Consider the following 26991-nt stretch of genomic DNA (forward strand, 5'->3'; position numbering starts at 1 on the left):
GTCGGCCTTGGTGGGGGCTTACCTCAGCCTCTTCGGTCGGCGGCTGAGCGTGCTCCACGCCCTGCCGCCGACCTCCGGACACGGGTCCGGTTACGTGTCGTGTACGAGCCCGCCCGTCAGCTCTCGCCCTCGCGCTCGCCCAGGGTGACCTCGGTCGTGGACTCCTTGCCGTCGCGCTTGTAGGTCAGGGTGACCTTGTCGCCGGGCCGGTGGGTCCAGATCTGGCCGATGAGGGTGGGGCCGCTGTCGATCGGGGTGCCGTTGAACTTGGTGATGACGTCCCCCGCCTTCAGACCCGCCTTGGCGGCCGGGCCGTTCGCGACGACGGCCGGGCTGCCGCCCTCGCCCTGGGCCGAGATCGTGGCGCCTTCGCCGCCCTCGGCCATCGTGACCGTCGCGCCGATCACGGGGTAGACCGGCTTGCCCGTCTTGATGAGCTGATCGGCCACGTTCTTCGCCTGGTTGATCGGGATGGCGAAGCCCAGCCCGATGGAGCCCGCCTGGGACTGCCCCAGGCCGCCGCTGCCCGCCGACTGGATGGCCGAGTTGATACCGATGACCGCGCCCCGCGAATCCAGCAGCGGGCCACCGGAGTTGCCCGGGTTGATGGAGGCGTCGGTCTGGAGGGCGCTCATGTACGAGTTGCTGGACCCGGAGCCGTCGCCCGAGGCGACCGGGCGGTTCTTGGCGCTGATGATGCCCGTGGTGACCGTGTTGGACAGACCGAACGGGGCGCCGATCGCGATCGTCGAGTCCCCGACGGCGACCTGCTCCGAGTTGGCGAGCGGGAGCGGGGTCAGACCGGCGGGCGCCTCCTTGAGCTTCACCACCGCCACGTCGTAGCCCTGGGCCCGGCCGATGACCTCGGCGGCGTACTTCTTGCCGTTGGAGAAGGTCGCCGTGAGGTCACCTCCGTTCGCCGCGGAGGCCACCACGTGGTTGTTGGTGAGGATGTGGCCCTCCTTGTCATAGACGAAGCCGGTGCCCGTACCCCCCTCGCCGTTACCGCCCTGCGCGTCGATGGTGACCACGCTCGGCAGCGACTTGGCGGCCACCGAGGCGACCGTACCGGCGTCGCGCTTGACCTCCTTCGGGGCGTCCGCCGCGGAGACCGTGGTCGAACCGATCGAGCCCTCGTCGTTCCTCTCGGCCGCCCAGTAGCCGATTCCACCGCCCACCCCGCCCGCGATCAGCGCGGCCACGAGCACGCCGGTGATCAGCGCGCTCTGGCGCTTGCGCGGCGGCCGCGGCTCGTGTTCCGGCACCGGGGCGCCCCAGGCCGGACCGCCGTTGCCCGCTGCGCCGTACGAGGGAAACTCGGGCGGCGGCGGGGGCCAGCCCGCGTCGGCCGCACGTGGCGGCGTGGCGGCGTGCTCCTGCGCCGAACCGGGCTGCGCCGGGGTCGGTGACTGCGACTGCGACTGCGATGAGGGGTACTGGGGGGCGGACTCGGGGAAATGGCCCGCCCGGTCGCCCGTCGGCGCCGCCGGCTCACGCGAGGCAGGCTCGTGCCCGGCAGACTCGTGCGCCGCAGGCTCATGTGCCGCGGGCGACGGCTCGTAGGGGCTCGGCCCATGCGCCTTCGGCTCATGCGCGGCCCCTCGCGGAGCGGACGCGGGTGTGCCCTCGGGAGCGGCATCCGGCACGGGAGGTACGGACGGGTCGGCAGGGACCGCGTTGCCCTCGTTCTCAGTGCTCACAGCTCTTTCTCCTCGGTTCCACGTCGTCTTCGGCAAGAGTCCGCTGTGCAAGTGTCCGCGGTCAGCTTTTCCCACAGCACGTCAGGCCACTGTAAGCAGGACCTGTGCATCTGTCCGCCATCCTTTACTCCGGACAAAACGCACACACCTGGACCGACCTGCCGTGAGACACCAACCGTTCACTCGTCTACCCCCTCACGATGACACCATGACGCGGTGACTCAAGCACGCCAGCACAGCATCCAGGTCGTCGCCCATCGCGGAGCCTCGGAGGACGCCCCCGAGCACACCCTGGCGGCGTACACGAAAGCCATCGAGGACGGCGCGGACGCACTTGAGTGCGATGTACGGCTCACCGCCGACGGTCATCTCGTCTGCGTCCATGACCGCCGGGTGAACCGCACCTCCAACGGCCGCGGCGCCGTCTCCGCCCTGGAACTCGCCGATCTCGCGACCCTCGACTTCGGCTCCTGGAAGGACAGCGAGGAGAGCCCGGACTGGCGGGATCCCGAGTTCACCTCCGTACTGACACTGGAGCGCCTGCTCGAACTGGTCGCGGACGCCGGCCGCCCCATCCAGCTGGCCATCGAGACCAAGCACCCCACCCGGTGGGCCGGGCAGGTGGAGGAGCGGCTGTTGCAGTTGCTGAAGCGGTTCGGACTGGACGACCCCACGCACGGCGGCCGGACCCCGGGTGCCCCCACGCGGGGCGGCCGCGTCCTGGGCGGCGCGGCGCCGGGTGAGTCCTTCCGGGGCCGGTCCGCGCCGGGCGGACCCGTTCCGGACGAATCGGCCGTACGGATCATGAGCTTCTCGGCGCGCTCACTGCACCGGATCGCCTCCGCCGCGCCCCAGCTGCCGACGGTCTATCTGATGCAGTTCGTCTCACCCCGGTTGCGCGACGGACGGCTTCCCGCCGGGGCCAGGATCGCGGGTCCCGGCATGCGGATCGTCCGTAACCACCCCGGCTATATCGCCCGACTGCACAGGGCGGGCCACCGTGTCCATGTCTGGACTGTGAATGAGCCGGAAGATGTCGATCTTTGCGTCCGCCTCGGAGTGGAGGCGATCATCACCAACCGCCCCAAACAGGTCCTGTCCCAGCTGGGCCGTCTTGCCTGACATCTCCCGACTCCAGCTCACGGACAGCGACGAAGAGCGCACCGGCGCGTTCGTTCCGTGTTCGAACGTCACGAGTGCGTCAATGGCCTTCCTCTGGCCGGTTTCCGGTCCAGGCCATTGGGGCATTCACACCGTGGCGTGGGGCAAAGGAGGTCTCGGGGGTGGCGTTTGTGGTGGCACAGGAAGTGCCCACGTCGTCGTGCATGGCCGTACCCCATGGCCCTGCGGGCGTGGGTGAAGCGCGACACCGGATGCGCGAGCAGTTGAGGCGCAGCGGGATGTCGGACTCGGTGGTGGACGACGCCGTACTGATCCTTTCCGAACTTCTCAGCAATGCCTGTCGGCACGGCAGACCGTTGGGGCGTACGGAGATCGGTGACGGCGACATACGTGCCGCCTGGCGCGTCGACAAGGCGGGCCGGCTGACCGTCGAGGTGACGGACGGCGGTGGTCCTACGCGGCCCATCCCCGCCACACCCTCGGTCACGGCACGCGGCGGGCGCGGGCTGAACATCATCACGGCCCTCGCCCAGGAGTGGGGGGTACGGGACAGCGCCTCCGGAGAAGTCACGGTGTGGGTCATCGTTACGGATGAGCAGCGCCGCGACAATTTCGCTACGCGCGTCACATCCCCTCGCCAGGGGCTGGAGAGGCGCGACGGTCCGGAGGAATTGGACGGACACGGACTGCACGGACTGGATGGACTGGACGGGCTGGACGCACTGGAAGGCCTCGACGGACTGGACGGGCTGAACGGGCTGGGTCTCGCGGACGTCTTGGAGGAAAGGGACTGACGGGGGCCGACGGGGACTGACGGGGGGCGGCGGAGAGCCGACGGAGGGGCTGCCGGGAGGACCCGGGGAGACCGGCTTCGTCAACGCCGTGGTCTCACCGCCCCGCCACTCCTTCGCCCGGTCGGTGCTTCCCCCGCCGCTCCCGCGCTCGGTCGGTCTTCCCCCGCCGCTCCTGCGCCTCGTCACCCCTTCGCCCCGCCGTCCTCCCGCCTCGCCCGTTCGCGCGGCCGCAGCGCGCCCCCGGCAATCCCCGTACGGCTAGGCTCGCGCCGACACCGCATCGCCGCTACCGGGAGAAAGCCACACCATGGCCAAGAAGCGCCCCCAGACGAAGGCCGCGAAGGCTCAACTCAAGGACGGACCTATTCCGGTGGTGGGGGCCCGTGAGCCCTGCCCGTGCGGTTCGGGCCGTCGCTACAAGGCCTGTCACGGCCGGGCCGCCGCGCACGCCGTCACCGAGCTGGTCCAGCGCCCCTTCGAGGGCCTCGCCGGTGAGTGCGACTGGGTCGCGCTGCGCGAGCTGGTGCCCGCCGCGACCGCCGAGCTGACCCTGAAGGACGGACTGCCCGAGGGAGTTCCGTCCGTAACCCTCGCGACGGTCCTGCCGATGGCCTGGCCCGCACTGCGCCGCGACGACGGCTCCGTACTGCTCGCACTCCAGAACGACACCTCGTCCGGTGACCTGAGCCGCGATCTCGCCGACACGCTCCGGCGTGCGCTGACCGCCGAGCCCGGGAACCCGGTGGCCGCCGAGCGGGTGCCCGCCGACGGTCCGCGCCTCCAGGACCTGCTCGCCCCCGACGCCGCCTTCACGCCGGTCGTCCACTCCGGATTCGAGTTCTGGGTCCCGGACGCGCAGAACGCCTCGGCGGAGGTGACCGCTTCCCTGGAGCGCGCCAACGCCGCCGCCATCCCCACCGCGCTGCTCTCGGGTACGGACGCCGCGTACTGGTGCGAGACGCCGGAGAAGAACCACCTCCGCTGGGTCATGCCGTACCCCGAGGAGAAGCTGCTCGACGCGCTCGCCCGGCTGCACGCCGCGGGCACATCAAGCCTTGGTGAGGGCACCCGGCTGGTCGGCTCCTTCCGGGCACATGGGCTCACGGTGCCGGTGTGGGACCTGCCGAGCGCGATGGGGGCGGAGGAGTGCGAGAAGCCCGCGGCGGAGTTCGCCGAGCGGCTCGCCGCGGCGCTCGCCGTCGACGCGCCGCTGACCGGGGACGAACGCCGGGCGCGCGGCGGGCTCACCAACCGCCAGGTGACGCTGAGCTGAGAGTCCCAACGGAGTGTGACGCGTTCCACTGAAGTCGGTGACACCTGTCACAACTTCCTCTACCGGCAGGTAATTCATTGTCCGAATACACCGGATCGAATTTGCTAACCGCCGATCTCTTGTTACCGTTCTAGAAGCCCGGTCGCTGGTGCATCCCCCGTCGCCAGCGACCGGGCGTCCGCGTTCTCGGACGCCCCCGGCGTGTCAACGAGCCGCCGGGGCCGGAGAATTGCTCCCGGACCTCAGCAGCAGCGGCTCGATCTCCGCACCGTCGCCCTTGATCTCCCCATCGGTCTGTCCATCGATCTGTCCATCGGTCTCCCCATCGTTCCTGGCGTTCCCACTGTTCGCGGGCGCGGAGAACTCCGCCACCGCCATGTACGCGGCGTGCTCGCCCCGGGACGGCTCGCGCGGTGTCTCACAGATCGCCGGTTCGTCGTCGGCGTCGATCGGGCAGCGGGTCTGTACGGTCCGTCCGTAGGGCCCCATCAGGCTCAGTACGGCGAGCAGTTCACCACCCGTCTCATTGCCGTAGTAGGTACGCGCCCAGGTGTCGGGCCTGCCGTCTCTGCCGCGTGCCGCGCTCAGGACACAGGTCTGCGCCTCGATTCCCTCGGGAGAGGCGACTTCGGGCCCGCATCGCTCGGTCGTACGTGCCACAGCGTCCGTATCACGCGCACCGGCGGCCACAGCGTTCCCGGCGCTCCCAGCCGTCGCGGACCCTTTAATTCCGGACACGGACGAAAACCCCGTCTTCGCATCCGCAAGGAGCCCGGCCGCTCCGCCCGCCACGCCGCTCACCGCTCCGCCCGCCGGTCCGCCCTCTCTGCCGCCCATCGCGCTCGTGCCGTTCGTCGCTCCCGTCGCCCCTCCCGTGTCGGACCATGGGCCGTCCACGGGGCCGGCGGAGGCGGCGAGCGGCAGCAATGCGGTGAACACCACAACGGCCGCGAGCCCGATCATGCGGAGATTCATGGTGGGGCCCACCTGTCACTGCCGGGGAATTGCTGACGGTGGGCCGAAGATATCGACGGAATGAGGGGCCTACTGACCCCGCGCGCCCAATTCCCCCGCAACTCGGTCCTACTCGCACCCGTATGAGTGACAGAGCGTGAACGCGCCGCTGTCTGATCCGCCCCGGTCCGGTCGATCCGTTCGGGGCCGGTCCGGTCGGATCCGGTCGGGTCCGGTCGGGATCAGAGCTGACCGGACCGGACCAGAGCGCGAAGAGCCGTCAGTACGCGAGCCTGCTGCCGCCGTCCGGCGCGCTCGTGCTCGCCTCGACGAGCGCGTCCACGACCGCCTCCACATCCGGCAGCCAAGGCGCCGCCGAACCCTCCAGAGGCGCCCGCTCCCAGCGCACCTGGCCGCCTGCCGCCTCGGACGGCGGCAGCACCAAATAGCCGCCCTCGCCGTGGAACCGCAGCGAACTGGGCACCCAGTCCTTGCTGTAGAGCAGCTCACCGAGTTGTTCGAGGCTGTACGGAGCCACCAGCAGCGACCAGCGGGTCGGGGTCGCGACAACCGGCCCCAGCCGCATGCCCATCCGGTCCAGCTCCACCAGCGCACGCGCGCCGGCGACAGCGGGCAGGCTCACCGCGCACGGCGCGCTGCCGCCGGTGGCCAGCACGATCGGGGCCGTGGGGCGGTTGCCCCACCACCAGCGCACCATTCGCTCGTCGGTGGTCGCGGCGAGCAGCCCCGGATCGAAGGGGTGCGCGCCGGGCACGACGCATTCGAGGTCGGGGCAGGCGCAGCCGTGGCCGCGCGTCCCGCGTCCACCGGCCGACTTGAGTCCGGCGCCCGGCAGTACGGGCCATCTCCACGCGGTGGCGCAGGTGAGCGCCGCGTCGAGTTGGGCAGCCCTCCCCTTGCGCCGGAACCGGAGCCTGCGTCGCCTTCCGAGGATCTCGCGCATGAGCGCTCGTTCCTTTCCGTTGAACGCCGAGGTCCACATGACACTGACACCATGTGTGTGCATCACTTCACCGTGCGTACATTTCGACGCGTGGCCGCCCCTTGCCCAAGGCATGAACAGACCTCCTCGGTCCGTGGTGCGTCGCACCGTCCCTGAACCGAACTCGGACTGTCTTCATTAAACGCGTGGCGAGGGGTGGCGTGCGCATGGCACTTACTGTCCCGCTGCCGTACCGCTGTACTCTTCCCGCCACTCCGGGGGATGGGCGCGGGCTACGGCGGTTAAGACGCCCAAGCCCGTCGGCAGGTTCCGAGGCGGTCCCAACTGCCCCTGTCCGTCACCGTTTACGTACCCATCACGTTCGGAATGACGCTCCACACGGGTCGTACTCGAACTCAGCTCTGAAGGACTCCCAGTTGAGCGCCCTCAGTCGACCGCAAAACCACATCACCACGGTCATTTTTTGGCCAAGTTCGGCGTCTCACAGACACCTGTCGTTCCTCCAGGACAATGCTGGACATCGCATCAGTTGTGCGTGTAGATGTGGATCTATTGATAGCTGCGCAGAATAACATGGGGGTTTGCGATGCTATTCAGTGAAATGCTCCGTCTCGGAAGTCGGCTGCCATGAGCGCTCCGCACATGCCGAAAGTGGCTGGAATCAACTCCGCGGTCCCTGCCCCCACGCAGACTGCCTCGCCCCTCGACGCCCTTCCGTCCGTGCCGGGCGCACTGATCCAGGACCGGCTGGCGGGCTGGGTCTCCGATCTCACCACCCTCCACGAACTCACCGAAGGCCTGGCCAGGACCCGTTCCCTGGACAGCGCGCTCCATGAACTGCTGCGCGCCGGCGCCGCCCTGGTCGGCGCGCGGCGGGGTCTGGTCCTGTTCGAACCGGCCGACGGTCTGGGTCCTGTCACCACCCTGGGGCTCGGACTCAGCCACGCCGATCTCGGCTTTCTGGAGACCGTGCCGCGCCGAGCCACCTCCTACGGCAGACTCCTCGACAGCCCTGACAGCCCCGGTAGTCCCGACGGACCGGTCGAACCGGTGGCTGTCGCCGATCTGCTCGCGGATACGAACGCGGGTACGGACGCCGGTACAGATACAGGTACGGAGACAGGTACGGAGACAGACCCGCGCCAGCGCGAGGTGGCCGCACGGCTCGGCCTGGGCGCCAGTTACGCCGTACCGCTGCTGGCCGGTGGCACCAGGGGCGACCCCCGCACGGCACCTCCGGGCGAGCCCTCTCGTCCCGCAAAGCTGGGGTGCCGCCGTCTGGTTGTACGACAAACCCACCGAGCCGACGGAACGACAGCGCCATCTGATCGGTCTCTACGTCCGTTACGCCGGTGAACACCTCGCCCGCCTGCTGGAGCTGGAACGGGCCCGCGCCCACGTGACCGCCCTCACCCACGAGCTGCTGCCCGGCCGGCTGCCCCGGACGCCCGGCGTACAACTCGCCGTGCGCCACCGCACCGCGGCGAGCGGCGGGGGCGACTGGTACGACGCGCTGCCGCTCCCCGAGGGCGCCCTCAGCCTCGCCGTCGGCTCGGTCAGCGGCTCCGGGCCCGGCGCGATGGCCGCGATGGGACGGCTGCGCGCCGCCCTGCGGGCGTACGCCGTCATGGAGGGCGAGGACCCCATCGCCGTCCTGTCCGATCTGGAACTGCTGCTACGGCTGACCGAGCCCGCGCGTACGGCCACCGCGCTCTTCGCGTACGCCGAACCCGCCCGGCGCACGCTCCTACTGGCCGGAGCCGGGCACGCGCCCCCACTGGTCGTCGGAGACCGGCGCACCGAGTTCGTCGAGACATCGCTCTCCGCGCCGCTCGGAATGCTCTCCTGCTGGCAGGCGCCGAGCGTGGAGCTGGTGACCGCCCCCGGAGAAACGGTGCTGCTCTATACGGACGGGCTGCTGCGCCGTACGGGCGAGCCCATGGACCAGGCCTTCGCCCGGCTGCACACAGCGGCCGCGAGTGTCCCCGCGACCGCCAGGGACGATCCGGGAGCGGTCGCCGACCACGTACTGCGGGCCCTGCTGCCCGCCGGTCCCGGTCCCGGTCCCAGTCACGGTCCCAGTCCCTTCGAGCCCACGGGAACGGGGACGGCCGGTCTCGCGAACGCTCCCCGTCCCCCGGAGCAGGCCGAGGACTTCGTGCTCCTCGCCGCCCGCTTTGAGTGATCATGACGGATTCCTCACAGAGAGCCGGAGCCTTCCTCCTCTCGCACATACGATGGAAAAGATGGTCCAGATCCGTAGTCGTATGAGGAGAAGACGTGGCTGAGGAGCTCACACCGGAGACCCCGGAGCCGGAGACCCCTGAGACAGAAGAAGCATCCATCAAGCCGAGGAAGAACGGTCTGTACCCGGGCGTGTCCGATGAGCTCGCAGAGAACATGAAGTCAGGCTGGGCCGACACCGAGTTGCACGGCCTGGAGCCGATCGCGCAGGCGTCCGAGACCGCCGCCCGCCGCGCCGCGCTCTCCGCGCGCTTCCCCGGCGAACGCCTGGTGATCCCCGCGGGCAACCTCAAGACCCGCTCCAACGACACCGAGTACGCCTTCCGCACCTCCACGGAGTACGCGTACCTCACCGGCGACCAGACCCAGGACGGCGTCCTCGTACTGGAGCCGAAGGCCAACCAGGACGGGCACGACGCGACCGTCTATCTGCTGCCGCGCTCCAACCGCGAGAACGGCGAGTTCTGGCTCGACGGCCAGGGCGAGCTGTGGGTCGGCCGCCGGCACTCCCTCACCGAGGCCGAGCAGCTGCTCGGCATCCCCGCGAAGGATGTACGGGAACTGCCCGCCGCCCTCAAGGACGCCACGGGCCCCGTCCGCAACGTCCGGGGACACGACGCCGGCATCGAGGCCGCGCTGACCGACAAGGTCACCGCCGAGCGCGACGAGGAGCTGCGCGTCCATCTCTCCGAGGCACGCGCCGTGAAGGACGCGTTTGAGATCGGTGAGCTGCAGAAGGCCGTGGACTCCACCGTCCGGGGCTTCGAGGACGTCGTGAAGATCCTCGACAAGGCCGAGGCCACCAGCGAGCGCTATATCGAGGGCACGTTCTTCCTGCGCGCCCGCGTCGAGGGCAACGACATCGGTTACGGCTCGATCTGCGCGGCGGGACCGCACGCCACCACCCTGCACTGGGTGCGCAACGACGGTGACGTACGCCCCGGCGATCTGCTGCTGCTCGACGCCGGCGTGGAGACCCACACGCTCTACACCGCGGACGTCACGCGCACCCTGCCGATCAGCGGCCGCTACAGCGAGATCCAGCGGAAGATCTACGACGCGGTGTACGAGTCCCAGGAGGCCGGCATCGCGGCGGTGCGGCCGGGCGCGAAGTACCGCGACTTCCACGACGCCTCGCAGCGGGTCCTCGCCGAGAAGCTGGTCGAGTGGGGGCTGCTTGAGGGGCCGGTCGAGAAGGTTCTGGAGCTGGGGCTCCAGCGCCGCTGGACCCTGCACGGCACCGGTCACATGCTCGGTCTGGACGTCCACGACTGCGCGGCCGCGCGCCGGGAGGCGTACGCGGACGGGACGCTGGAGCCGGGGATGTGCCTCACGGTGGAGCCGGGGCTGTACTTCCAGGCCGACGATCTGACCGTGCCCGAGGAGTACCGCGGCATCGGCGTCCGGATCGAGGACGACATCCTCGTCACGGAGGACGGGAACCGGAACCTGTCGGACGCGCTGCCGCGCCGGGCCGACGAGGTCGAGTCCTGGATGGCGGCGCTCAAGCAGACCTGAGCCTGATCCCCAGGGGCCGGCCCCTGGGCCTGGTCCCCGGGCCCGATCCTGGGCCCAATTCTGGTGGAGGGCGTTCCGCTCGGAGTTCACATGGCTCTGAGCAGGGCGCCCTCGCGCCATTTCAGGATCTTGTCGAAGCTGACCACCGCGCCGCGCCCCGGCCCGTTCCCGAACTGCACATGATCGGCGAGCTGCTCGATCAGCCCCAGCCCCCTGCCGTTCTCGGCCGTGAGCGCGGGCGGGGCCGTAGGCCGCACCACCCGTCGGGCGGGAAAGCCGGGGCCCGAGTCCGCCACTTCGATACGGCATCTCTCCCCGTCCAGATACGCGGTCACCCGGTACGCCCCCGGGGGCTCGCCGGCCCCTTCGTCCCCGCCGTGCTCAACGGCGTTCGCACAGGCTTCGCTGAGCGCGACCGACAGGTCGAAGGAGATGTCCGGGTCAACACCCGCGGTGTCCATGGCGCCGAGCAGAAGGCGGCGGGCGAGCGGAACGCTCGCGGCTTCGCGCCGCAAGTGGACAGACCACCAGATGCTCATGCTCCAGCCTCCAGGCTGCGGCTCGACATACCGGCGCTCGACATATCGAGGCTCGACATACCGATACGTATTGCCCCGCGCCTCCGGTCGTAAGCACGCGGTTGACGTGATAACCCTCATTCGGCGGACGCGTCTGTGGCGCACCGCGGTGTATGGGACGGGGCACAGCGGTACGGGGAACAGCCCACCCCGGTCTGCGGACAGAGGCCGGGACTGGACGGAAACTGGACAGAGACCGGGCAGAGATCGGGCAGAGAGTGATCTTCCGGACCTGCCCTACAGCGCCCGTGGCCGCAGTGCGATGATGACCCGGCCATGTCCAGACCCGCCCGCATGTACGCCGGAGCCGCTCCGCGGCTACTGAGGGCCGCGGTGTTCACCGCGGTCTGCGTCGTGCTGTCGGCGACGGGGCATGTACTGGCCGCCTGCGCGCCGGTCCCCTGGTGGACCCTGCTCCTCGGCTTCCTGGGAGTGTTCGCGGTCGCCGCCCCGCTCGCCGGACGGGCGCGCTCGACCGGCTCCATCGTCATCGCCCTGATGGGTGGTCAGCTCGGCCTGCACAGCCTGTTCGGCATCGGTCAGCAACACCTCAAGGTGCCGGTGGGCACGGACGACGCGCTGATCAGAATGGCCGCGAAACTGGTCTGCGGACCGGGCCCCGCCTCACTCAGCGCCATCGACGCACAGCGGATCGTCGCCAACGCGGGGATCAGCCCGGTGGGTTCGACGACGGGTACCCATCAGCACATCGCGTCCGCGTTCGGCCCTGCGGCCTCGACCGCCGCGTCGGCCACCGCCGCCGGCGGCGAGGGACTGCTGCCCTCCCTCCCCATGGTGCTCGGGCATCTCCTCGCCGCCCTCGCGACGGGCTGGCTGCTGCGTCGCGGGGATCTCGCGCTTCTCCGGCTCACTCAGCTGTCGACACAGAGCATCGGTGAAGTCACCGACAGTGCGGTGCTGCGTGCCCTGCGCGCGGCTCTCGCCCTCGTACGGGCGCTGCGCGCCGGGCTGCCCGGCGTACCCGCGCCGCGGCCACCCGCCCGGCGCGGCTCGTACCGCACTCTCCCGCCACCGGCCGGTGAGACGCTCCAGCACACGGTGATCAGACGCGGTCCTCCGGCCGTATTCGCTCTCGCGGCCTGACGCGACACCCTCCGCGCTTCCGCGTGCCGGTGGACATCGGACACGGACCGGGGTGAGGTCGCGATGCCGTCGCGCACCGCCGCGGCGCCCCTGTCCGATCACCCCTCTCTACTTTCTCTCGCACCATGGAGTGCTCTGTGTTCTCAGTAAAGAACGTCACCCGCGTCTCCGTCGCCGGCGGTATCGCCGCGACGGCCCTTCTGCTGCTGGCCGGCCCCGCCTCCGCGCATGTCAGCGTGCAGCCGCAGGGCGAGGCCGCCAAGGGCAGCACCGTGACGGTCAACTTCAAGGTCCCCAACGAGCGCGACAACGCCTCCACCGTCAAGGTCGAGGTGAACATCCCGGCCGACCACCCGCTGGCGTCCGTGCTGCCGCAGCCCGTGCCGGGCTGGAAGGTCGAGGTCGTCAAGACCAAGCTCGCCAAGCCACTGGAGATGCACGGCAACACGATCACCGAGGCCGTGTCCAAGGTCACCTGGACCGCGGACGGCGGCAAGATCGGACCGGGCCAGTTCCAGCAGTTCCCGCTCTCCGTCGGACAACTCCCCGAGGATGCCGACCAGCTGGTGTTCAAGACGATCCAGACGTACGACAACAAGGAAGTCGCCCGCTGGATCGAGGAGCCCAAGGAGGGTGCGACGGAGCCCCTGAGCCCCGCGCCCGTACTGAAGCTCACCGCGGCCACCGGGGACGAGCACGGCGCCTCGGCCGGAACGACCCACGCCGCGACCGACGCGAAGGACGACGCGAAGAACGGGACGGCCTCCGCCGACACGAGTGACACCACCGCCCGTGCCCTCGGCCTTATCGGCATTCTCGTCGGCATCGCCGGGGTGACCTTCGCCGTGCTGGCCGGCCGGCGCCGTACGGCCTGACGCTCCCCTCACGCGCTGCGGCCCCGCACACCACGGCGCCACCGCGCCACACACCACGTACCCGAGGCGCCCCAGACACGCCGGCCGGGAAACACCCCCGGCCCGCGTGTCCGGTGCCCGTACTCCACGACCAGGAAATATCCCCATGCGTACGAAAACAGTGACCTCCCGCAAGAAGGCAGTGGCTTCCGCCGCCGCCCTCGTCGCGGCTCTGGCACTCACCCTGACCGCCTGCGGCAGTGGCGGCGACGACTCGGCGAAGTCCGTCGCCGATGTCTCCGCCGAGCCGAAGACCCAAGCCGCGACCGTGCTCGACACACCGTTCAAGAAGCCGAACCTCGTCCTGAAGGACACCAAGGGGAAGTCGTACGACTTCCGCGAGGCGACCAAGGGCAAGCCGACGCTCATCTACTTCGGCTACACCAACTGCCCGGACGTCTGTCCGACAACGATCAGCAATATCGCCATCGCCCGTAAGTCGCTGCCCAAGGCCGACCAGGACAAGCTCCAGGTCATCTTCGTCACCACCGACCCGGAGCGTGACACCTCCGCCGAACTCGGCAAGTGGCTGGCCAGCGCGGGCGATCCGTCCTTCGTCGGTCTCACCGGCGACTTCCCCACCATCCAGGCGGGCGCGCGTCAGCTCGGCATCGGTATCGACGCGCCCAAGAAGGAGAAGGACGGCACCGTCGTATCGATGCACGGCGCACAGGTCATCGCGTTCTCACCGAAGACCGACGGCGGGTATGTCCTCTACGGCGAGGACGCCTCCTCGGACGACTACGCCAAGGACCTGCCGAAGCTCATCAAGGGTGAGACCCCGTGAACCGCCGCGCCCCTCTCGCTCTCGCAGTCGGACTGACCGCCGCGCTGGCCCTGGCGGGCTGCTCCTCGGCATCATCCGCTTCCTCCTCTTCATCTTCGTCCAATTCGTCTTCGTCCAACTCTTCCGCCAGCTCTTCCGCCAACCCCTCGGGCAACGCAACTCAGTTGAAGGTCAGCGGGGGCTATATGCCGCGCCCCGTCGGCGATCTCGCTGCGGGCTTCCTCGTCGTCACCAACAGCGGTGGCGCCGCCGACAAGCTCACCTCGGTCACCAGCGACATCTCCGACGACATCACGATCCACAGCACCGAGAACCAGAAAATGCGGAAGGTGAAGTCCTTCGACATCCCGGCCGGCGGCGAACTGAACCTCGCGCGTGGTGGCAAGCACATCATGTTCATGGGTCTCAAACGGCAGCCGGAGCAGGGCCAGAAGGTCGGCATTGAACTGCACTTCGAGAAGGCCGACCCCATCAAGGTCGAGCTTCCCGTGAAGGAGATCAACTACAACCCGGCCCAGCGATGAGGGACTGACACACCATGACAGCCACCGCCCCGCGCTTCGGATCCGCACCGTTGGTGCGGCTACTGCTCGTTGCCACGGTGCTTCTCGGCACCGTCTTCACCGTGCTCTCCGGCACGGCGTCGGCGCATGCCGCACTGACCGGGAGCACCCCCGAGGACGGGGCGGTGGTCGCCACCGCTCCCAAGGACATCAGCCTCACCTTCTCCGAACAGGTCGCGCTGGGCGACGACTCGATCCGTGTGCTCGATCCGGACAACAAGCGCGCCGACTCCGGGAAGATCCGCGATCTGAGCAGCGGCGGCACCGTCGCCTACGGCATCGACCTCCACGCGGGGCTGCCCGACGGCACCTACACCGTCGCCTGGCAGGCGGTCTCCGCCGACAGCCATCCCATTTCCGGCGCCTTCACCTTCTCCATCGGAGCGCCGTCGAAGACCACGGCCGCCGTGCCCGGCGAGGAAGCCGGCGGGGGACTCGTCGGCGCCCTCTATGACATCGCGCGCTATATCTCGTACGCCGGTTTCATCCTCCTCGTCGGCGGCGCGGCCTTCGTCCTCGGTTGCTGGCCTCGCGGCGCGTCCGTACGTCCCCTGCAACGGCTCGTCGTACAGGGCTGGCTCACCCTCACCGCCGCCACGCTCGTCCTGCTGCTCCTGCGCAGCCCGTACACCGGCTCGGGCAAGCTGGGCGACGCCTTCGACCTCGGCGGACTCCAGGACGTCCTGGCCACCAAGACCGGAGCGGCGCTCGTCTCCCGGCTGCTGCTGCTCGGCGCCGCCGCCCTGTTCGTCGCCGTCCTCTTCGGCGCGTACGCCAAGCGGGAGACGCCCCGGGACGAACAGGAGAGCAAGGAGAGGAAGGACCTCACCTTCGGACTCGCCGTGGGCGGCGCGGTCGTCGCGGCCGGGATCGCGGGAACGTGGGCGCTCGCCGAGCACGCCTCGACCGGGATCCAGACCGGTCTGGCCATGCCGGTGGACGTCCTGCACCTGCTGGCGGTGGCGACCTGGCTCGGCGGGCTCACGGCGCTGCTCGTCGCCCTCTACCGGGCACCCTCCATCGAGAACGCGGCGGCGCGGCGCTTCTCGCGCATCGCCTTCGTCAGCGTCGTGGTACTCGCCGCGACCGGGCTCTACCAGTCCTGGCGTCAGGTCGGATCATGGTCGGCGCTCTGGGGCACGTCATATGGGCAGCTCCTTCTGGTCAAGGTCGGGCTCGTCGCTGTGCTGGTCGGGATCGCTTGGTTCTCCCGGCGGTGGACGGGACGGCTGGGGCAACCGACGGAGGCGGGAACAACGGAGGCAGGGACAGGGAAAGGGGAGGCGCGGACCGGGAAAGAAGCAGGGGCAGGAATCGAGGCGGAAGCGGAGAACGAGGTCGAAGCCGAAGCCGAAGCCGAAGCCGCGACGGGATCGGAGACTGGGAGTGGAACCGAGACCGCCGCGGCGACGACCGTCGTTGGTGACAGTGAGAGAGCTACCCAGCTCGCACGGCAGAAAGCGGCACTGGCGACTGCTCGCCAGAAGCGGATCCGCGACGCCGACCCGGGGCGAATCGGACTTCGCCGTTCCGTACTGGCCGAAGCCGGAGTCGCCGTGGTGCTCCTCGCCGTCACGACCGTACTGACCTCCACCGAGCCGGGCCGTACCGCCGAGCAGGAAGCCGGCGCGACCGGTGGCACGGCCGCCACCGCGCCCGCGTCCGCAGGCCCCATCGACCTCACACTGCCCTTCGACACCGGCGGCGAGAACGGCAAGGGCACCGTGCGACTCACCCTCGACCCCGGCCGCTCCGGCGCCAACGTGATGCATATCTACGTCGAAGGCCCGGACGGACAACCGCTGGATGTGCCCGAGGTGAAGGCCGCCTTCACGCTCACGGCCCAGCGGATCGGTCCGCTGCCCATCGTCCCCGAGCGCTTCGCTCCCGGACACTGGAGCGCGGACGCCGTGCAGATCCCGATGCCGGGCGAGTGGCAGCTCCAGCTGACCATTCGTACCTCCGACATCGACCAGACGACCGTCGACAAGAACGTGAAGATCGGCTGACCCAACGTGAGCGAGACGACCCGGCAGGACCACGACAACCGGAACGGCCACGGCGACGGCCGTTCCCGGCCCCTCCGCGCCAACCCCGAGGACGGGGCCCGCGAGGACGAACCCGGCCGGGCCCCTCTCGCCGGTATCTCCAGGCGACGGCTCCTCGGCACCGCGGGCGCCGCCGGGGCCACCGGACTCGCCCTCGGAGCGGTGGGGGGAGCCGGCGCGTACGCGGCGAGCCGCCCCGCGCCGGCGACCGCGCTGACCAGCGTCGGCACGGACTCCGTCCCCTTCCATGGCGCGCACCAGCCCGGCATCACCACCCCCCTGCACGCCCGTGGCCATCTGATCGCCTTCGACCTGGCCCCGGGCGCGGGACGGAAGGAAGCCGCCGCGCTGCTGCGCCGCTGGTCCGCCACGGCACGGACGCTGATGGCCGGTGAACCGGCCGGGGGCGGCGCGGCAGAAGGGACACGATCGAAAGAAACCGGACCGGACGGGACACGACCGGACGAAGCAGGACCGGACGGCGGCCATGACACCGGTATCGCCCTGGACGCGGGACCCTCCTCCCTCACCGTGACCTTCGGATTCGGCCGCACCTTCTTCGACCGTACGGGCCTGGCCGCCCGGCGCCCGGCCGCCCTGGATCCGCTGCCCGCCTTCTCCTCCGACCATCTCGACGCCAAACGCAGCAACGGCGATCTCTGGATCCAGATCGGTTCCAACGACGCGCTCGTGGCCTTCCACGCGCTGCGCGCGCTCCAGAAGGACGCGGGCGCGGCGGCCCGGGTGCGCTGGCAGATGAACGGCTTCAACCGCACTCCCGGCGCCACGCCCCACCCCATGACCAGCCGGAACCTGATGGGCCAGATAGACGGCACCGGCAACCCCAAGCCGTCGGAGCCGGACTTCGACCGGCGGATCTTCGTCCCGGCGACCCCGGCGGCCGGCACCCCGTCCTGGATGGCGGGCGGCTCCTACGCGGTCGTACGGCGTATCCGCATGCTCCTGGACGACTGGGAGAAGCTCACGCTCACCAAGCAGGAGCAGGTCATCGGGCGGCGCAAGTCCGACGGCGCCCCGCTCACGGGCGGTACGGAGACGACCGATCCGGACCTGGACCGGTTGGGACCGGACGGCAAGCCCGTCATCCCCGGCAACGCGCACGCCCGGATCTCGACGCCGGAGGCCAACGGCGGGGCCGCGATGCTGCGCCGTCCCTTCTCCTTCCACGACGGAATCGGGCCGGACGGGACACCGGACGCTGGGCTGCTCTTCGTCTGCTGGCAGGCCGATCCGCTCAAGGGGTTCGTACCGGTGCAGCGCAAGCTCGACCGGGGGGACGCGCTCTCGGCGTTCATCCGGCACGAGGCGAGCGGTCTCTTCGCGGTGCCCGGGGGCGCGCGCGAGGGGGAGTACGTGGGTCAGCGGCTCCTGGAGTCCTGAGCCCGCACGCCCCCCACCTCGGGGTTTACGGGGCCGGATCCACGAGCCGCGTCGGCCTATTAGGGTGACCGTATGTCGGCCACGCGCTACACGTATCTCGGCCCCGAGGGCACCTTCACGGAAGCGGCCCTCCGTACGCTCCCGGAATCCGCCACGCGGGAACTCGTCCCCATGGTGTCCGTGCCGGCGGCCCTCGACGCCGTCCGGAACGGGGAGGCGGCGGCCGCACTGGTACCGATCGAGAACTCGGTGGAGGGCGGGGTCACCGCGACCCTCGACGAGCTCGCCTCCGGCGAGCCACTGATGATCTACCGCGAGGTGCTGCTGCCGATCACCTTCGCCCTGCTCGTACGGCCGGGGACGGAGCTGTCGGATCTGAAGACGGTGACCGGTCATCCGGTCGCCCAGCCGCAGGTGCGCAACTGGCTGCGGGCCCATCTCCCGGACGCGCTGTGGGAATCGGCCGCGTCGAACGCGGACGGGGCACGGCTGGTACAGGAGGGCCGGTTCGACGCGGCCTTCGCGGGTGAGTTCGCGGCGGCGACGTACGGCCTTGAGGCTCTGGTCACCGAGATCCATGACGCGGAGAACGCGGAGACGCGCTTCGTTCTGGTGGGCCGGCCCGCGCGTCCGGCGGCGCCGACGGGTGCGGACAAGACGTCGGTGGTCATCTGGCTGGGCGACGACCACCCGGGCGCGCTGCTCGAACTGCTCCAGGAGTTCGCGGTGCGCGGGGTCAACCTGATGCTGATCCAGTCGCGGCCGACGGGCGCGGGAATCGGCAATTACTGCTTCGCGGTGGACGCCGAGGGTCATATCTCGGACCGGCGGGTGGGTGAGGCACTGATGGGGCTGAAGCGGATCTGCCCCAAGGTGCGGTTCCTCGGCTCGTACCCGCGGGCTGGAATGTCCCCGGCCGATGTGCGGCCGCTGCGGCCCGGGACCTCCGACACGGCGTTCATCGAGGCGTCGGACTGGCTGGCGCGCAGCCAGGACGGCCGCGCCTGAGGCCCAGCCCGGTGGGACGTGGTCCCTGTCCTGTGGACCAGGCCCCAGGTCCGGCGGCGGGACCTGTGGATGCATCGCGGAGTTATCCACAGGCTCAGCTCTCATCCTGGGGACAAGTCGACAACACGGACCGGCACAGTCGACAAATCGCTCCCGTCACCCCCCGTCCGTCCACAGGGCGCCAAGGAGCCCAGCGTCACCTCAATTCCCGTGATCAACTCGTTAGAGCGAGTAATTCCCACCCGAATGAGTGTGTAAAGCGGGTTTGAGAAGAGAATCCTCCGGACCGACCGCGGCTTTCGAGACGATCTTTTCAGCGATCCACAGACCTCCCACACAGCCTGTGGATAACTCTGGAACCCTGTGCATTTCTGTGGACAACGCGCGCCTCAGCCGGCTCAAGTCCCGTGCCCCACAAGGAAAGTGAGTCAAGGTGGCAACGCCGGAATGCCTCATTCCGGGGAATTGCGTCCTCTTTATTGACGAACACCGAACGACCGGCGAGGGATTTCCTGACAGGTTTACCAATTCCGGCAATTAGGACAAAGGGGCGCGCCTGTCGATATCGAGTGGGGCGGTGTCAGTGCGCACCGGTAGCCTGGTGGGGTGATTGACCTTCGCCTGCTCCGTGAGGACCCCGACCGTGTTCGCGCCTCCCAGCGCGCCCGTGGAGAGGACGTCGCGCTTGTCGATGCCCTGCTCTCCGCCGACGAGCGGCGCCGGTCGTCCGGCCTGCGCTTCGACGAGCTGCGCTCCGAGCAGAAGTCGCTCGGCAAGCTGATCCCCAAGGCGTCCCCGGAGGAGAAGGCGGAGCTGCTCAAGAAGGCGGAGCAGCTGAAGTCGGACGTCAAGGCCGCCGATGCCGAGCAGCACGAAGCCGACGAGGACGCCAAGCGGCTGCTCCTCCAGATCGGCAACATCGTCCACTCCGACGTCCCGGTGGGCGGCGAGGAGGACTTCGTCGTCCTGGAGACGCACGGCACGATCCGTGACTTCGCGGCGGAGGGCTTCGAGCCCAAGGACCACCTGGAGCTCGGCGAGGCGCTGGGTGCCATCGACGTCGAGCGGGGCGCCAAGGTGTCCGGCTCGCGCTTCTACTATCTGACGGGTGTCGGCGCGCTGCTGGAGCTCGCCCTCGTCAACGCGGCGATCGCGCAGGCCACCGAGGCCGGCTTCATCCCGATGCTCACACCCGCGCTGGTCCGCCCGCGCGCCATGGAGGGCACGGGCTTCCTCGGCCAGGCCGCGGAGAACGTGTACCACCTGGAGAAGGACGACTACTACCTGGTCGGTACGTCAGAGGTGCCGCTCGCCGCGTACCACATGGACGAGATCATCGAGGCCGACAAGCTGCCCCTGCGGTACGCGGGCTTCTCGCCGTGCTTCCGCCGCGAGGCCGGGACGTACGGCAAGGACACCCGGGGCATCTTCCGGGTCCACCAGTTCGACAAGGTCGAGATGTTCTCGTATGTCGACCCGGCCGAAGCGCAGTCCGAGCACCAGCGGCTGCTGGACTGGGAGAAGCAGTGGCTGACCGGCCTCGGGCTGCCCTTCCAGGTGATCGATGTGGCCACGGGCGATCTGGGTGCCTCGGCCTCGCGCAAGTTCGACTGCGAGGCGTGGATCCCGACCCAGGGCAAGTACCGCGAGCTGACCTCGGCGTCCAACTGCGACGGCTTCCAGGCCCGCCGGCTCTCCGTCCGGATGCGGGACGGCAAGCAGGTCAAGCCGCTGGCGACGCTGAACGGCACGCTGTGCGCCGTCCCGCGCACGATCGTGGCGCTTCTGGAGAACCACCAGCAGCCGGACGGCTCGGTGTGGGTGCCGGAGGTGCTCCGCCCGTATCTGGGCGGCCGTGAGGCACTGGAACCGATCGCCAAGTGAGCACGGACCCCTCGGCGGCGCCCGCGCCGGCGTCCTCGCCGTCTCCCGCGCCGTCTTCCGCGCTCCCTTCCGAGCCGCCGTTCCCGTACAGACTGGTCGCGACCGATCTGGACGGCACGCTGCTGCGTGAGGACGGCACGGTCTCCGGCCGTACGCGCGAAGCGCTCGCCGCCGTCACCGCGGCGGGCGCCGCGCACATCATCGTCACCGGACGGGCCGTGCCGTGGACCCGGCACATACTGGACGATCTGGGATACGAGGGTCTCGCGGTGTGCGGCCAGGGTGCGCAGGTCTATCACGCCGGTGAGCACAAGCTGCTGACGTCGCTGACGCTGGACCGTCAACTGGCCGGGCTGGCGCTCGCCAAGATCGAGGGGGAGGTCGGCCCGCTGGCGCTGGCCGTGAGCCGGGACGGACTCGACGGCGATGTGCTGGTCGGCCCCGGCTACCGGCTGCAGGAAGGCCCGCTGCCGTCAGTGCTGGTCGACGATCCGGCGGAGCTGTGGTCGGCGCCGCTCAACAAGGTGTACATCCAGCATCCGGAGCTGGACGACGACGCGCTGGCGCAGGCCGCGCGGGCGGTGGTCGGCAGTCTGGTGGACGTGGTGATGGCGGGCGCCGGTGTTGTGGAGATCCTCCCGCTGGGCCTGAGCAAGGCCACCGGACTTTCGCTGGCGGCACGCCGGCTGGGCGTCAAGGCGGCGGACACGATCGCCTTTGGCGACATGCCGAACGACATCCCGATGTTCGGCTGGGCACGGCACGGCGTGGCGATGGCCAACGCGCACGAGGAACTGAAGGCCGTGGCGGACGAGGTCACGGCATCGAACGAGGACGACGGCATCGCGCTGGTGCTGGAGAAGCTGCTGGGCCAGAGCCGGGCCTGATCGAGGAGAAGGCCCCAGGGCTTGTGCGCCAAGTGCCGTGCGAGGGGATGGGCACGGGACCTGGGGACGTCGGCGGAGGATACGCGGCCCGAACGTGCGCGGGCTTCCACCCGACCGCGGCTCAGGCCCTGCGGCTCAGGCCAGGCTCAGGGGCGCTGTCTGACAAGCCGCAGCCTCACCGCTCGGCCAATCCCTCCGGGAAGGGGCGGCCCGCGCGGATGCGCGCTCGAAGCGGCCGCCCCCCAGGCAGCGCGCCGGCGGCTGCGCGGAGTGGTGATGGCTACTCCGGTGCCTACGCGGTGCTGCCCCGCTGGGAACTCGACGGACTCGGCCTCCCGGTCATCGCCGCGTTCCGCTCCCGGTCTGTGGTGTGCCCTGACACAACTACTCTGACCGGCAGGGCGGTTCGGCGCCACCGAATATCCGCGGCACGGCCCGCGCCCGCCCATGAGGTGCCACGGACGGACGGGGCCGGCCCAAGAGGATCAGCGGCGCTTACGCCCGCGACGCAGATCCCTCAGCTGGTGGACGACGTCGTCCACCCTGGCGTCCACGCGGTGGATGTCCGCGGACATCTCGCACAGCCGGTTGCTGATGGCGGCGACAACCCGATTGGTCGCGTCGAGCCGCCGGTCCAGACTGTCGAGCCGGTACGACATCCGGTTCAGAACCGGCCCCAGCTCCCGCAGCGCGACCCCGACCCCACCGAGGCAGGCCTCGACATCGGTGACCCGCCGGTCGAGGTCCACGTACCCCTTCCGCAGATCGTTCTCAGCATCGAGGAGGTACGTCCGGACGCACCGCGCGATGTCGCTGTCACGAAGAAGCATCGCGATGTTGAGGACCGCGCGACGGGTGTAGAGCGTGAGACTGGAACGCCTCTGTGGATAACTTCCCTCACCCTCGGATGAGAGTGACATCCTGTCACTCTGATATTCCCGCAGTTCAGAGCCTCGTAGGACATGCATCCCGTTCTCGGACAGCTCCGCGCGATGCCTCGCGGTCAACTGCCTGATGACGTCTGTGGATACTTCGAAGTAACGCGCGACGCCCTCCGTCGCGATGTGTACGCCGTCGTGCAGCAGCCGCAGCGCCTTGATCTTGTCGAGCGCCTCGACCCGCCCCACGACGCTTTCGCGCATCGTGCGCGATTCGAGCAGAGCACCTTCAGGTGGCATGGAAATGCCTTCCCCTTGAGAACCGATGATGGTCGGCCCTGTCCCCGGGCTTCAGGGGCGGAGGTCGGCTCACGGTGGCTACTCACTCAATGACCGGTGCGGCTTTCGATCCGGCACCGGCAATCCCCAGTTTCACAAAGGCTCGACGCTACGAATCCCAGTTGCCTCCACGCACCCCGAACAACGAGCCGATAAGCGTACAGTTACGCCGCAACCCCTACCCATCGGGCAGGGGTTGCGGCGTAACGGGTGCGCACAAGGGCGTACGTCGGATGACGAGGCAGGCGGCGGGCGGAGGAGGCTGCGGTGGCAGGCCCTCGGCTCACTCCTCGCCCGCGAGCGTCAACGTCCGTAGTTTCTGGCCCGCGTACCAGGTCGCGACCACCGAGACACCCACCAGCAGGACCACCGCCAGCGGCAGTCCGACGTCCGAGGTGATCGTCGTGCCGTCGCCGATCTTCTGGGCGAGCGCCAGGGACCACTGCTGGACGCTGAGCGTGCGCGCGCCCGCCACCAGGCTGCCGAAGAGGGCTTCCCAGACCAGCGCGTAGACAAGGCCTATGACCACCGCGTGCCGGCTGACCGTACCGAGCAGCAGGAACAGCGCGCTGTAGGCGATCGAGGCGACGAGCGCCGCGACCGTATAGGCGATGGCGATCTGCTGGCCGTTGCCGTTCAGGATGTATCCGGCGATGAACGTGGGGATCGCGGAGAACGCCATGGTCACGGCTATCGCCACGAGCAGCTTGGTGAAGATGATCGTCGACCGTTTCACCGGCTTGGACAGCAGATAGACGATCGAGCCGTCGTCGATCTCGGGCCCGATCGCGCCCGTCCCCGCGATCACGCCGATCAGCGGCACCATCGTGGCCAGGGCGAAGCCGCCCAGCACGTCCGACGCGACCTGGTCGTCCACTCCGTTGAAGCCGCGGACGGCCGCCGCGATGACGATCAGCAGAGCGGGCAGTACGAAGAGGATCGCGGCCCGGCGCCTGCCGAGCAGGGCCCGGTAGGTGAGCCGGGCGACTGTGGGGTTGTACATGACGTCACAGCTCCTTTCAGGCCGCTCAGGCCGCTACGAGGTAGGAGAAGACCGATTCGAGGGACTCGTCCGAGGGCGAGACCGCGAGCAGCCGGATGGAGTGCTCACGGGCGACCCGCGGCAGCAGTTCGGTGAAGCGGCCGAAGTCGACCGCCTGGATGCGCAGTGCGCCCTCGGCGATGTCGACCTCGATACCGGCCGTCGACGGGTCGGCGATCAGCGCGGCGGCGAGCGCGCGGTCGTCGCTGGACCGTACGAGATAGCGGTGCGGACGGTCGGTCATGAGGCGGCGGATCTTGCGGAAGTCGCCGGAGGCGGCATGGCGGCCGGCCACGATCACCTCGATGTGCGAGGCGAGTTGCTCGACCTCCTCCAGAATATGGGAGGAGAACAGGACTGTCCGGCCCGTGGCGCCCATACGCCGCAGCAGATCCATCAGCTGCATCCGCTGGCGCGGGTCCATCCCGTTGAACGGCTCGTCCAGGAGCAGCACCGACGGGTCGTGCACCAGCGCGGACGCCATCTTCACGCGCTGGCGCATGCCCTTGCTGTACGTCGCGATCTTGCGGTCCTGCGCGTACTCCATCTCGACCGTGGCGAGCGCCGCACGGGCCGCCTTCGCGCCCAGTCCGTGCAGTTCGGCGTTTGCCACGACGAAGTCGAGACCGGTGAGGAAGTCGTACATCGACTCCCGTTCCGGCACGATACCGATCTGCCGGTAGACGGACTCGTTTCGCCAGATCTGCTCCCCGTCGAGGGTGACAGTGCCCGTGGAGGGGGCGAGGAAACCCGCCATCATGTTGATGAGGGTGGACTTGCCCGCTCCGTTGGGGCCGAGCAGGCCGGTGACGCCGGGGCCGATCGTCATCGTGACGTCGTTGACGGCCACCACATTGCCGAACCAGCGCGAGGTGTGCTCGATATTGATGGTGGTCACAGCCCGACCTTCCGGTAACGGCGCATGAGAACGGCGTACGAGCCGAGGACGAGCGCGAGTACGACCAGCAGATAGATCACGCCCACACCGGCCGAGGGGCCCGCCTCGCCGGGGAAGGCGGAGGTGGCGCCCAGGAAGGCGGTCTGTACGCCGTCGATGAGCGTGACCGGCGAGAAGAGGCCGAGCCACTTGACCGCGCCGAGCGCGTCCGTCTGCCAGGCGATCGCCTGGACGGTGGAGACCGCGCCGTAGGAGATGGTCAGGGTGGCGATGACCGCGGCGACACCGAAGCCGCGGCGCGGCGTGAGCGCGGCCATCACCAGGCCGATCCCGCCGAAGAGGAGCGAGAGGAGCGCGACCGATGCCAGTCCCTGGCCGAATCCCTTGGTCTGGTCGACGAAGTCCATCTTGGCCAGCAGCGAGCCCACATAGAGGATGACGAGCGGCGCCGCGGTCAGCACGAAGAGCGCGGAGGCCATCGCCCCGTACTTCGCGACGACGTAGTCGACGCGCTCGATCGGGCGGGAGAAGTACAGCGGCACGGTCTTGAAGCGCAGATCCCGCGAGACCGACTGCGGGGCCTGGGCAGCGAGATAGAGGCCGATGACGGCCTGGGTGACGATCGCGTAGCGCGTGTAGTCGAGCGGCAGCGTCTTGAGGTTGGTCGAGATGGCGACCGCGACGATGATCGCCGCGGGCAGGCACATCACCGCGAAGAGGATCATCGGCAGAACCTTGGACTTGGCCGAGCGGCCGAGTCCGTACGCGCCGCGCAGGGACTGCGAGTAGAGGGAGCGCCGGGCGTAGGCGCGGCCGAGCCGCGGCCCGTCGTAGGTGCGGTACCCGATGTTGTGGATTCGGGTGGCTCCGGCGCCGGTCCCGGTGCCGGTCTCGGTCTCAGTGCTCATCGCGGGCGCCTCCCTTCTGCAGTGCGTACTCCGCCTCGTCGGCGCCCTGGCCCGGCTGGGCCCCTTCGGCGGACGGCTGCGGGCGGAAGACCTCCGCTATGTGGTGGCGGCGCTGTTCCATCCGTACGAGCCCCAGGCCGAGCTCGGCGACGGTGTCGCGGACGACGTCGTATGTCTCCTCGCCCTTGGCCTCGATCAGCAGGATGTGGCCCGCGCCGGGCAGTCCTTCCTCCATGCCGGCGTGCAGGGTGAGTCCGGCGGTGGTGAGGGCGTCGCGCAGGGAGCGCGTGCCGTCGGGGTGCGCGTCCGTGTCGGTGACCTCGACCGCGAGGGTGGTGGTGGTCTGGGTGAAGTCGCTGGTGGAACTGGAGCGCAGAAGCGTTCCGCCGTCGATGACGACGACATGGTCACAGGTGCGTTCGAGCTCGCCCAGGAGGTGCGAGGTGACCAGTACGGAGATACCGAAGTCGGTGTAGACGCGCCGGATGAGACCCAGCATCTCGTCACGGCCGACCGGGTCGAGACCGTTGGTCGGCTCGTCGAGGAGGACCAGTTGGGGGTCGTGGACCAGCGCCTGTGCGAGCTTGACGCGCTGCTTCATGCCCGTCGAGTAGCCGCCTATGGGGCGGTATCGCTCCTCGTACAGGCCGACATGGCGCAGCGTGTCGGCGGTCCGCTCGCGGGCGGCGGTCGGCGGAAGTCCGGACATGCGCGCCATGTGGACGACGAACTCGGTGGCCGAGACGTCCGGCGGCAGGCAGTCGTGCTCGGGCATGTATCCGACGCGCTCGCGGATGGCGCCGCCACTGGTGGCGACATCGAGCCCGAGCACCGTGGCCCGGCCTTCCGTGGCGGGGGACAGACCCAGCAGGATCTTGATCATGGTGGACTTGCCGGCCCCGTTGGCGCCCACCAGGCCGGTCACACCCGGTCCGATGTCCAAGGAGAGCCGGTCAAGCGCGGTCACCCGGGGGAACCGCTTGCTCAGGCCTTCTGTTGCGATCACTGTCACGGTTCGACCGTAGTGGCGCGGGTCGCGGTGAGCGTCAGACCAGGCGGCTGGATCCATGTCAGCCTCCAGATGTAGGGAACCCGTAAGGGGCACCGGGCGCCCGCCGGTTATCCACAGGAATGCCCCGGCCCTTGACGTCGCCGCCGACCATTGTCACATTCATCAGTGTGA

At 69.5% G+C, this 26991-nt stretch carries 22 protein-coding genes and 1 pseudogene; 14 read left to right on the forward strand and 9 right to left on the reverse strand.

All coding sequences use genetic code 11. The features are described 5' to 3' along the window. Positions 1 to 116: 116 nt before the first annotated feature. Complete coding sequence (locus ACFRMN_RS23225; protein WP_383022454.1) at positions 117 to 1700, reverse strand: trypsin-like peptidase domain-containing protein; 1584 nt, start codon at positions 1698 to 1700, stop codon at positions 117 to 119. Between the two features lie 216 nt (positions 1701 to 1916). Here ACFRMN_RS23225 and ACFRMN_RS23230 point away from each other — a divergent pair, with 216 nt between their 5' ends. The 3 genes from ACFRMN_RS23230 to ACFRMN_RS23240 all read left to right on the forward strand — a co-directional run bounded on the left by ACFRMN_RS23230 (position 1917) and on the right by ACFRMN_RS23240 (position 4889). After that, on the forward strand, positions 1917 to 2822 hold the full coding sequence (locus ACFRMN_RS23230; RefSeq protein ID WP_383022455.1) for a glycerophosphodiester phosphodiesterase: 906 nt from the start codon (positions 1917 to 1919) through the stop codon (positions 2820 to 2822). 74 nt (positions 2823 to 2896) lie between these two features. Then, positions 2897 to 3616, forward strand: a complete 720-nt coding sequence (locus tag ACFRMN_RS23235; RefSeq protein WP_383022456.1) for an ATP-binding protein — start codon at positions 2897 to 2899, stop codon at positions 3614 to 3616. A gap of 307 nt (positions 3617 to 3923) precedes the next feature. After that, positions 3924 to 4889 carry a DUF5926 family protein gene (locus ACFRMN_RS23240; protein WP_383022457.1) on the forward strand — a complete coding sequence of 322 codons (966 nt, stop codon included), beginning with the start codon at positions 3924 to 3926 and terminating at the stop codon, positions 4887 to 4889. Positions 4890 to 5093: 204 nt separating this feature from the next. Here ACFRMN_RS23240 and ACFRMN_RS23245 read toward each other — a convergent pair whose 3' ends face one another. Both ACFRMN_RS23245 and ACFRMN_RS23250 read right to left on the reverse strand, forming a co-directional pair. Continuing rightward, complete coding sequence (locus ACFRMN_RS23245) at positions 5094 to 5864, reverse strand: hypothetical protein (RefSeq protein ID WP_383022459.1); 771 nt, start codon at positions 5862 to 5864, stop codon at positions 5094 to 5096. 259 nt (positions 5865 to 6123) lie between these two features. After that, a complete protein-coding gene (locus tag ACFRMN_RS23250) occupies positions 6124 to 6807 on the reverse strand; it encodes a bifunctional DNA primase/polymerase (RefSeq protein ID WP_249951530.1) in 684 nt (227 codons plus the stop codon). 651 nt (positions 6808 to 7458) lie between these two features. Here ACFRMN_RS23250 and ACFRMN_RS23255 point away from each other — a divergent pair. Together ACFRMN_RS23255 and ACFRMN_RS23260 are read left to right on the forward strand one after the other, a co-directional pair. Further along, a pseudogene (locus tag ACFRMN_RS23255) lies at positions 7459 to 8992 on the forward strand (PP2C family protein-serine/threonine phosphatase). Between the two features lie 95 nt (positions 8993 to 9087). After that, positions 9088 to 10569, forward strand: a complete 1482-nt coding sequence (locus ACFRMN_RS23260) for an aminopeptidase P family protein (protein ID WP_383022460.1) — start codon at positions 9088 to 9090, stop codon at positions 10567 to 10569. Positions 10570 to 10655: 86 nt separating this feature from the next. On the opposite strand, the gene ACFRMN_RS23265 is transcribed toward ACFRMN_RS23260, so the two are convergent. Beyond that, complete coding sequence (locus ACFRMN_RS23265; RefSeq protein ID WP_383022462.1) at positions 10656 to 11108, reverse strand: ATP-binding protein; 453 nt, start codon at positions 11106 to 11108, stop codon at positions 10656 to 10658. 315 nt (positions 11109 to 11423) lie between these two features. Between ACFRMN_RS23265 and ACFRMN_RS23270 the strand changes: the two genes are divergently transcribed. From ACFRMN_RS23270 to ACFRMN_RS23310, 9 genes are all read left to right on the forward strand, one after another. Beyond that, positions 11424 to 12251, forward strand: a complete 828-nt coding sequence (locus tag ACFRMN_RS23270; protein WP_383022464.1) for a hypothetical protein — start codon at positions 11424 to 11426, stop codon at positions 12249 to 12251. A 125-nt stretch (positions 12252 to 12376) separates the two neighbouring features. Then, positions 12377 to 13126 carry a YcnI family protein gene (locus ACFRMN_RS23275; RefSeq protein WP_383022466.1) on the forward strand — a complete coding sequence of 250 codons (750 nt, stop codon included), beginning with the start codon at positions 12377 to 12379 and terminating at the stop codon, positions 13124 to 13126. Positions 13127 to 13271: 145 nt separating this feature from the next. Next, positions 13272 to 13952 carry an SCO family protein gene (locus ACFRMN_RS23280; RefSeq protein ID WP_383022468.1) on the forward strand — a complete coding sequence of 227 codons (681 nt, stop codon included), beginning with the start codon at positions 13272 to 13274 and terminating at the stop codon, positions 13950 to 13952. Continuing rightward, positions 13949 to 14476, forward strand: coding sequence for a copper chaperone PCu(A)C (locus ACFRMN_RS23285; RefSeq protein ID WP_383022469.1), 528 nt, complete (start codon positions 13949 to 13951; stop codon positions 14474 to 14476). The genes ACFRMN_RS23280 and ACFRMN_RS23285 overlap by 4 nt, the downstream gene beginning before the upstream one ends. A 14-nt stretch (positions 14477 to 14490) precedes the next feature. Then, positions 14491 to 16524: a copper resistance protein CopC gene (locus ACFRMN_RS23290; protein ID WP_383022471.1), complete on the forward strand. Its 2034-nt coding sequence runs from the start codon at positions 14491 to 14493 to the stop codon at positions 16522 to 16524. Positions 16525 to 16659: 135 nt separating this feature from the next. Further along, positions 16660 to 17964 carry an iron uptake transporter deferrochelatase/peroxidase subunit gene (gene efeB / locus ACFRMN_RS23295; protein WP_383022531.1) on the forward strand — a complete coding sequence of 435 codons (1305 nt, stop codon included), beginning with the start codon at positions 16660 to 16662 and terminating at the stop codon, positions 17962 to 17964. Positions 17965 to 18036: 72 nt separating this feature from the next. Next, the gene (gene pheA, locus ACFRMN_RS23300) at positions 18037 to 18972 is read left to right on the forward strand and encodes a prephenate dehydratase (RefSeq protein ID WP_383022473.1); all 936 of its coding nucleotides are present in this window, start codon (positions 18037 to 18039) and stop codon (positions 18970 to 18972) included. Positions 18973 to 19578: 606 nt separating this feature from the next. Next, positions 19579 to 20856 carry a serine--tRNA ligase gene (gene serS / locus ACFRMN_RS23305; protein ID WP_383022475.1) on the forward strand — a complete coding sequence of 426 codons (1278 nt, stop codon included), beginning with the start codon at positions 19579 to 19581 and terminating at the stop codon, positions 20854 to 20856. Between the two features lie 92 nt (positions 20857 to 20948). Further along, entirely contained in the window at positions 20949 to 21743 is a 795-nt protein-coding gene (locus ACFRMN_RS23310) for an HAD family hydrolase (protein ID WP_383022533.1), read from the forward strand. Positions 21744 to 22228: 485 nt separating this feature from the next. Here the strand turns inward: ACFRMN_RS23310 and ACFRMN_RS23315 are convergent, their stop codons facing one another. From ACFRMN_RS23315 to ACFRMN_RS23335, 5 genes are all read right to left on the reverse strand, one after another. Beyond that, positions 22229 to 22921, reverse strand: a complete 693-nt coding sequence (locus ACFRMN_RS23315; RefSeq protein ID WP_383022477.1) for a hypothetical protein — start codon at positions 22919 to 22921, stop codon at positions 22229 to 22231. A 322-nt stretch (positions 22922 to 23243) separates the two neighbouring features. Then, entirely contained in the window at positions 23244 to 23963 is a 720-nt protein-coding gene (locus tag ACFRMN_RS23320) for an ABC transporter permease (RefSeq protein ID WP_383022479.1), read from the reverse strand. A 25-nt stretch (positions 23964 to 23988) separates the two neighbouring features. Further along, positions 23989 to 24900, reverse strand: a complete 912-nt coding sequence (locus ACFRMN_RS23325) for an ABC transporter ATP-binding protein (RefSeq protein ID WP_383022480.1) — start codon at positions 24898 to 24900, stop codon at positions 23989 to 23991. Beyond that, on the reverse strand, positions 24897 to 25808 hold the full coding sequence (locus ACFRMN_RS23330) for an ABC transporter permease (RefSeq protein ID WP_383022481.1): 912 nt from the start codon (positions 25806 to 25808) through the stop codon (positions 24897 to 24899). The genes ACFRMN_RS23325 and ACFRMN_RS23330 overlap by 4 nt, the downstream gene beginning before the upstream one ends. Then, positions 25798 to 26814, reverse strand: coding sequence for an ABC transporter ATP-binding protein (locus ACFRMN_RS23335; RefSeq protein ID WP_383022535.1), 1017 nt, complete (start codon positions 26812 to 26814; stop codon positions 25798 to 25800). Before ACFRMN_RS23335 ends, ACFRMN_RS23330 begins: the two co-directional genes overlap by 11 nt. Positions 26815 to 26991 lie beyond the last annotated feature (177 nt).

The organism is Streptomyces sp. NPDC056835, assembly GCF_042789485.1.
Classification (GTDB): domain Bacteria; phylum Actinomycetota; class Actinomycetes; order Streptomycetales; family Streptomycetaceae; genus Streptomyces.

Excerpts from the sequence above, each read along its gene's own strand:
- ACFRMN_RS23240 (WP_383022457.1), top strand. The coding sequence starts at position 3,924 with ATGGCCAAGAAGCGCCCCCAGACGAAGGCCGCGAAGGCTCAACTCAAG.
- ACFRMN_RS23245 (WP_383022459.1), bottom strand. The coding sequence starts at position 5,864 with ATGAATCTCCGCATGATCGGGCTCGCGGCCGTTGTGGTGTTCACCGCA.
- ACFRMN_RS23250 (WP_249951530.1), bottom strand. The coding sequence starts at position 6,807 with ATGCGCGAGATCCTCGGAAGGCGACGCAGGCTCCGGTTCCGGCGCAAG.
- ACFRMN_RS23265 (WP_383022462.1), bottom strand. The coding sequence starts at position 11,108 with ATGAGCATCTGGTGGTCTGTCCACTTGCGGCGCGAAGCCGCGAGCGTT.
- ACFRMN_RS23270 (WP_383022464.1), top strand. The coding sequence starts at position 11,424 with ATGTCCAGACCCGCCCGCATGTACGCCGGAGCCGCTCCGCGGCTACTG.
- ACFRMN_RS23275 (WP_383022466.1), top strand. The coding sequence starts at position 12,377 with ATGGAGTGCTCTGTGTTCTCAGTAAAGAACGTCACCCGCGTCTCCGTC.
- ACFRMN_RS23280 (WP_383022468.1), top strand. The coding sequence starts at position 13,272 with ATGCGTACGAAAACAGTGACCTCCCGCAAGAAGGCAGTGGCTTCCGCC.
- ACFRMN_RS23290 (WP_383022471.1), top strand. The coding sequence starts at position 14,491 with ATGACAGCCACCGCCCCGCGCTTCGGATCCGCACCGTTGGTGCGGCTA.
- pheA (WP_383022473.1), top strand. The coding sequence starts at position 18,037 with ATGTCGGCCACGCGCTACACGTATCTCGGCCCCGAGGGCACCTTCACG.
- ACFRMN_RS23315 (WP_383022477.1), bottom strand. The coding sequence starts at position 22,921 with ATGCCACCTGAAGGTGCTCTGCTCGAATCGCGCACGATGCGCGAAAGC.
- ACFRMN_RS23320 (WP_383022479.1), bottom strand. The coding sequence starts at position 23,963 with ATGTACAACCCCACAGTCGCCCGGCTCACCTACCGGGCCCTGCTCGGC.
- ACFRMN_RS23330 (WP_383022481.1), bottom strand. The coding sequence starts at position 25,808 with ATGAGCACTGAGACCGAGACCGGCACCGGGACCGGCGCCGGAGCCACC.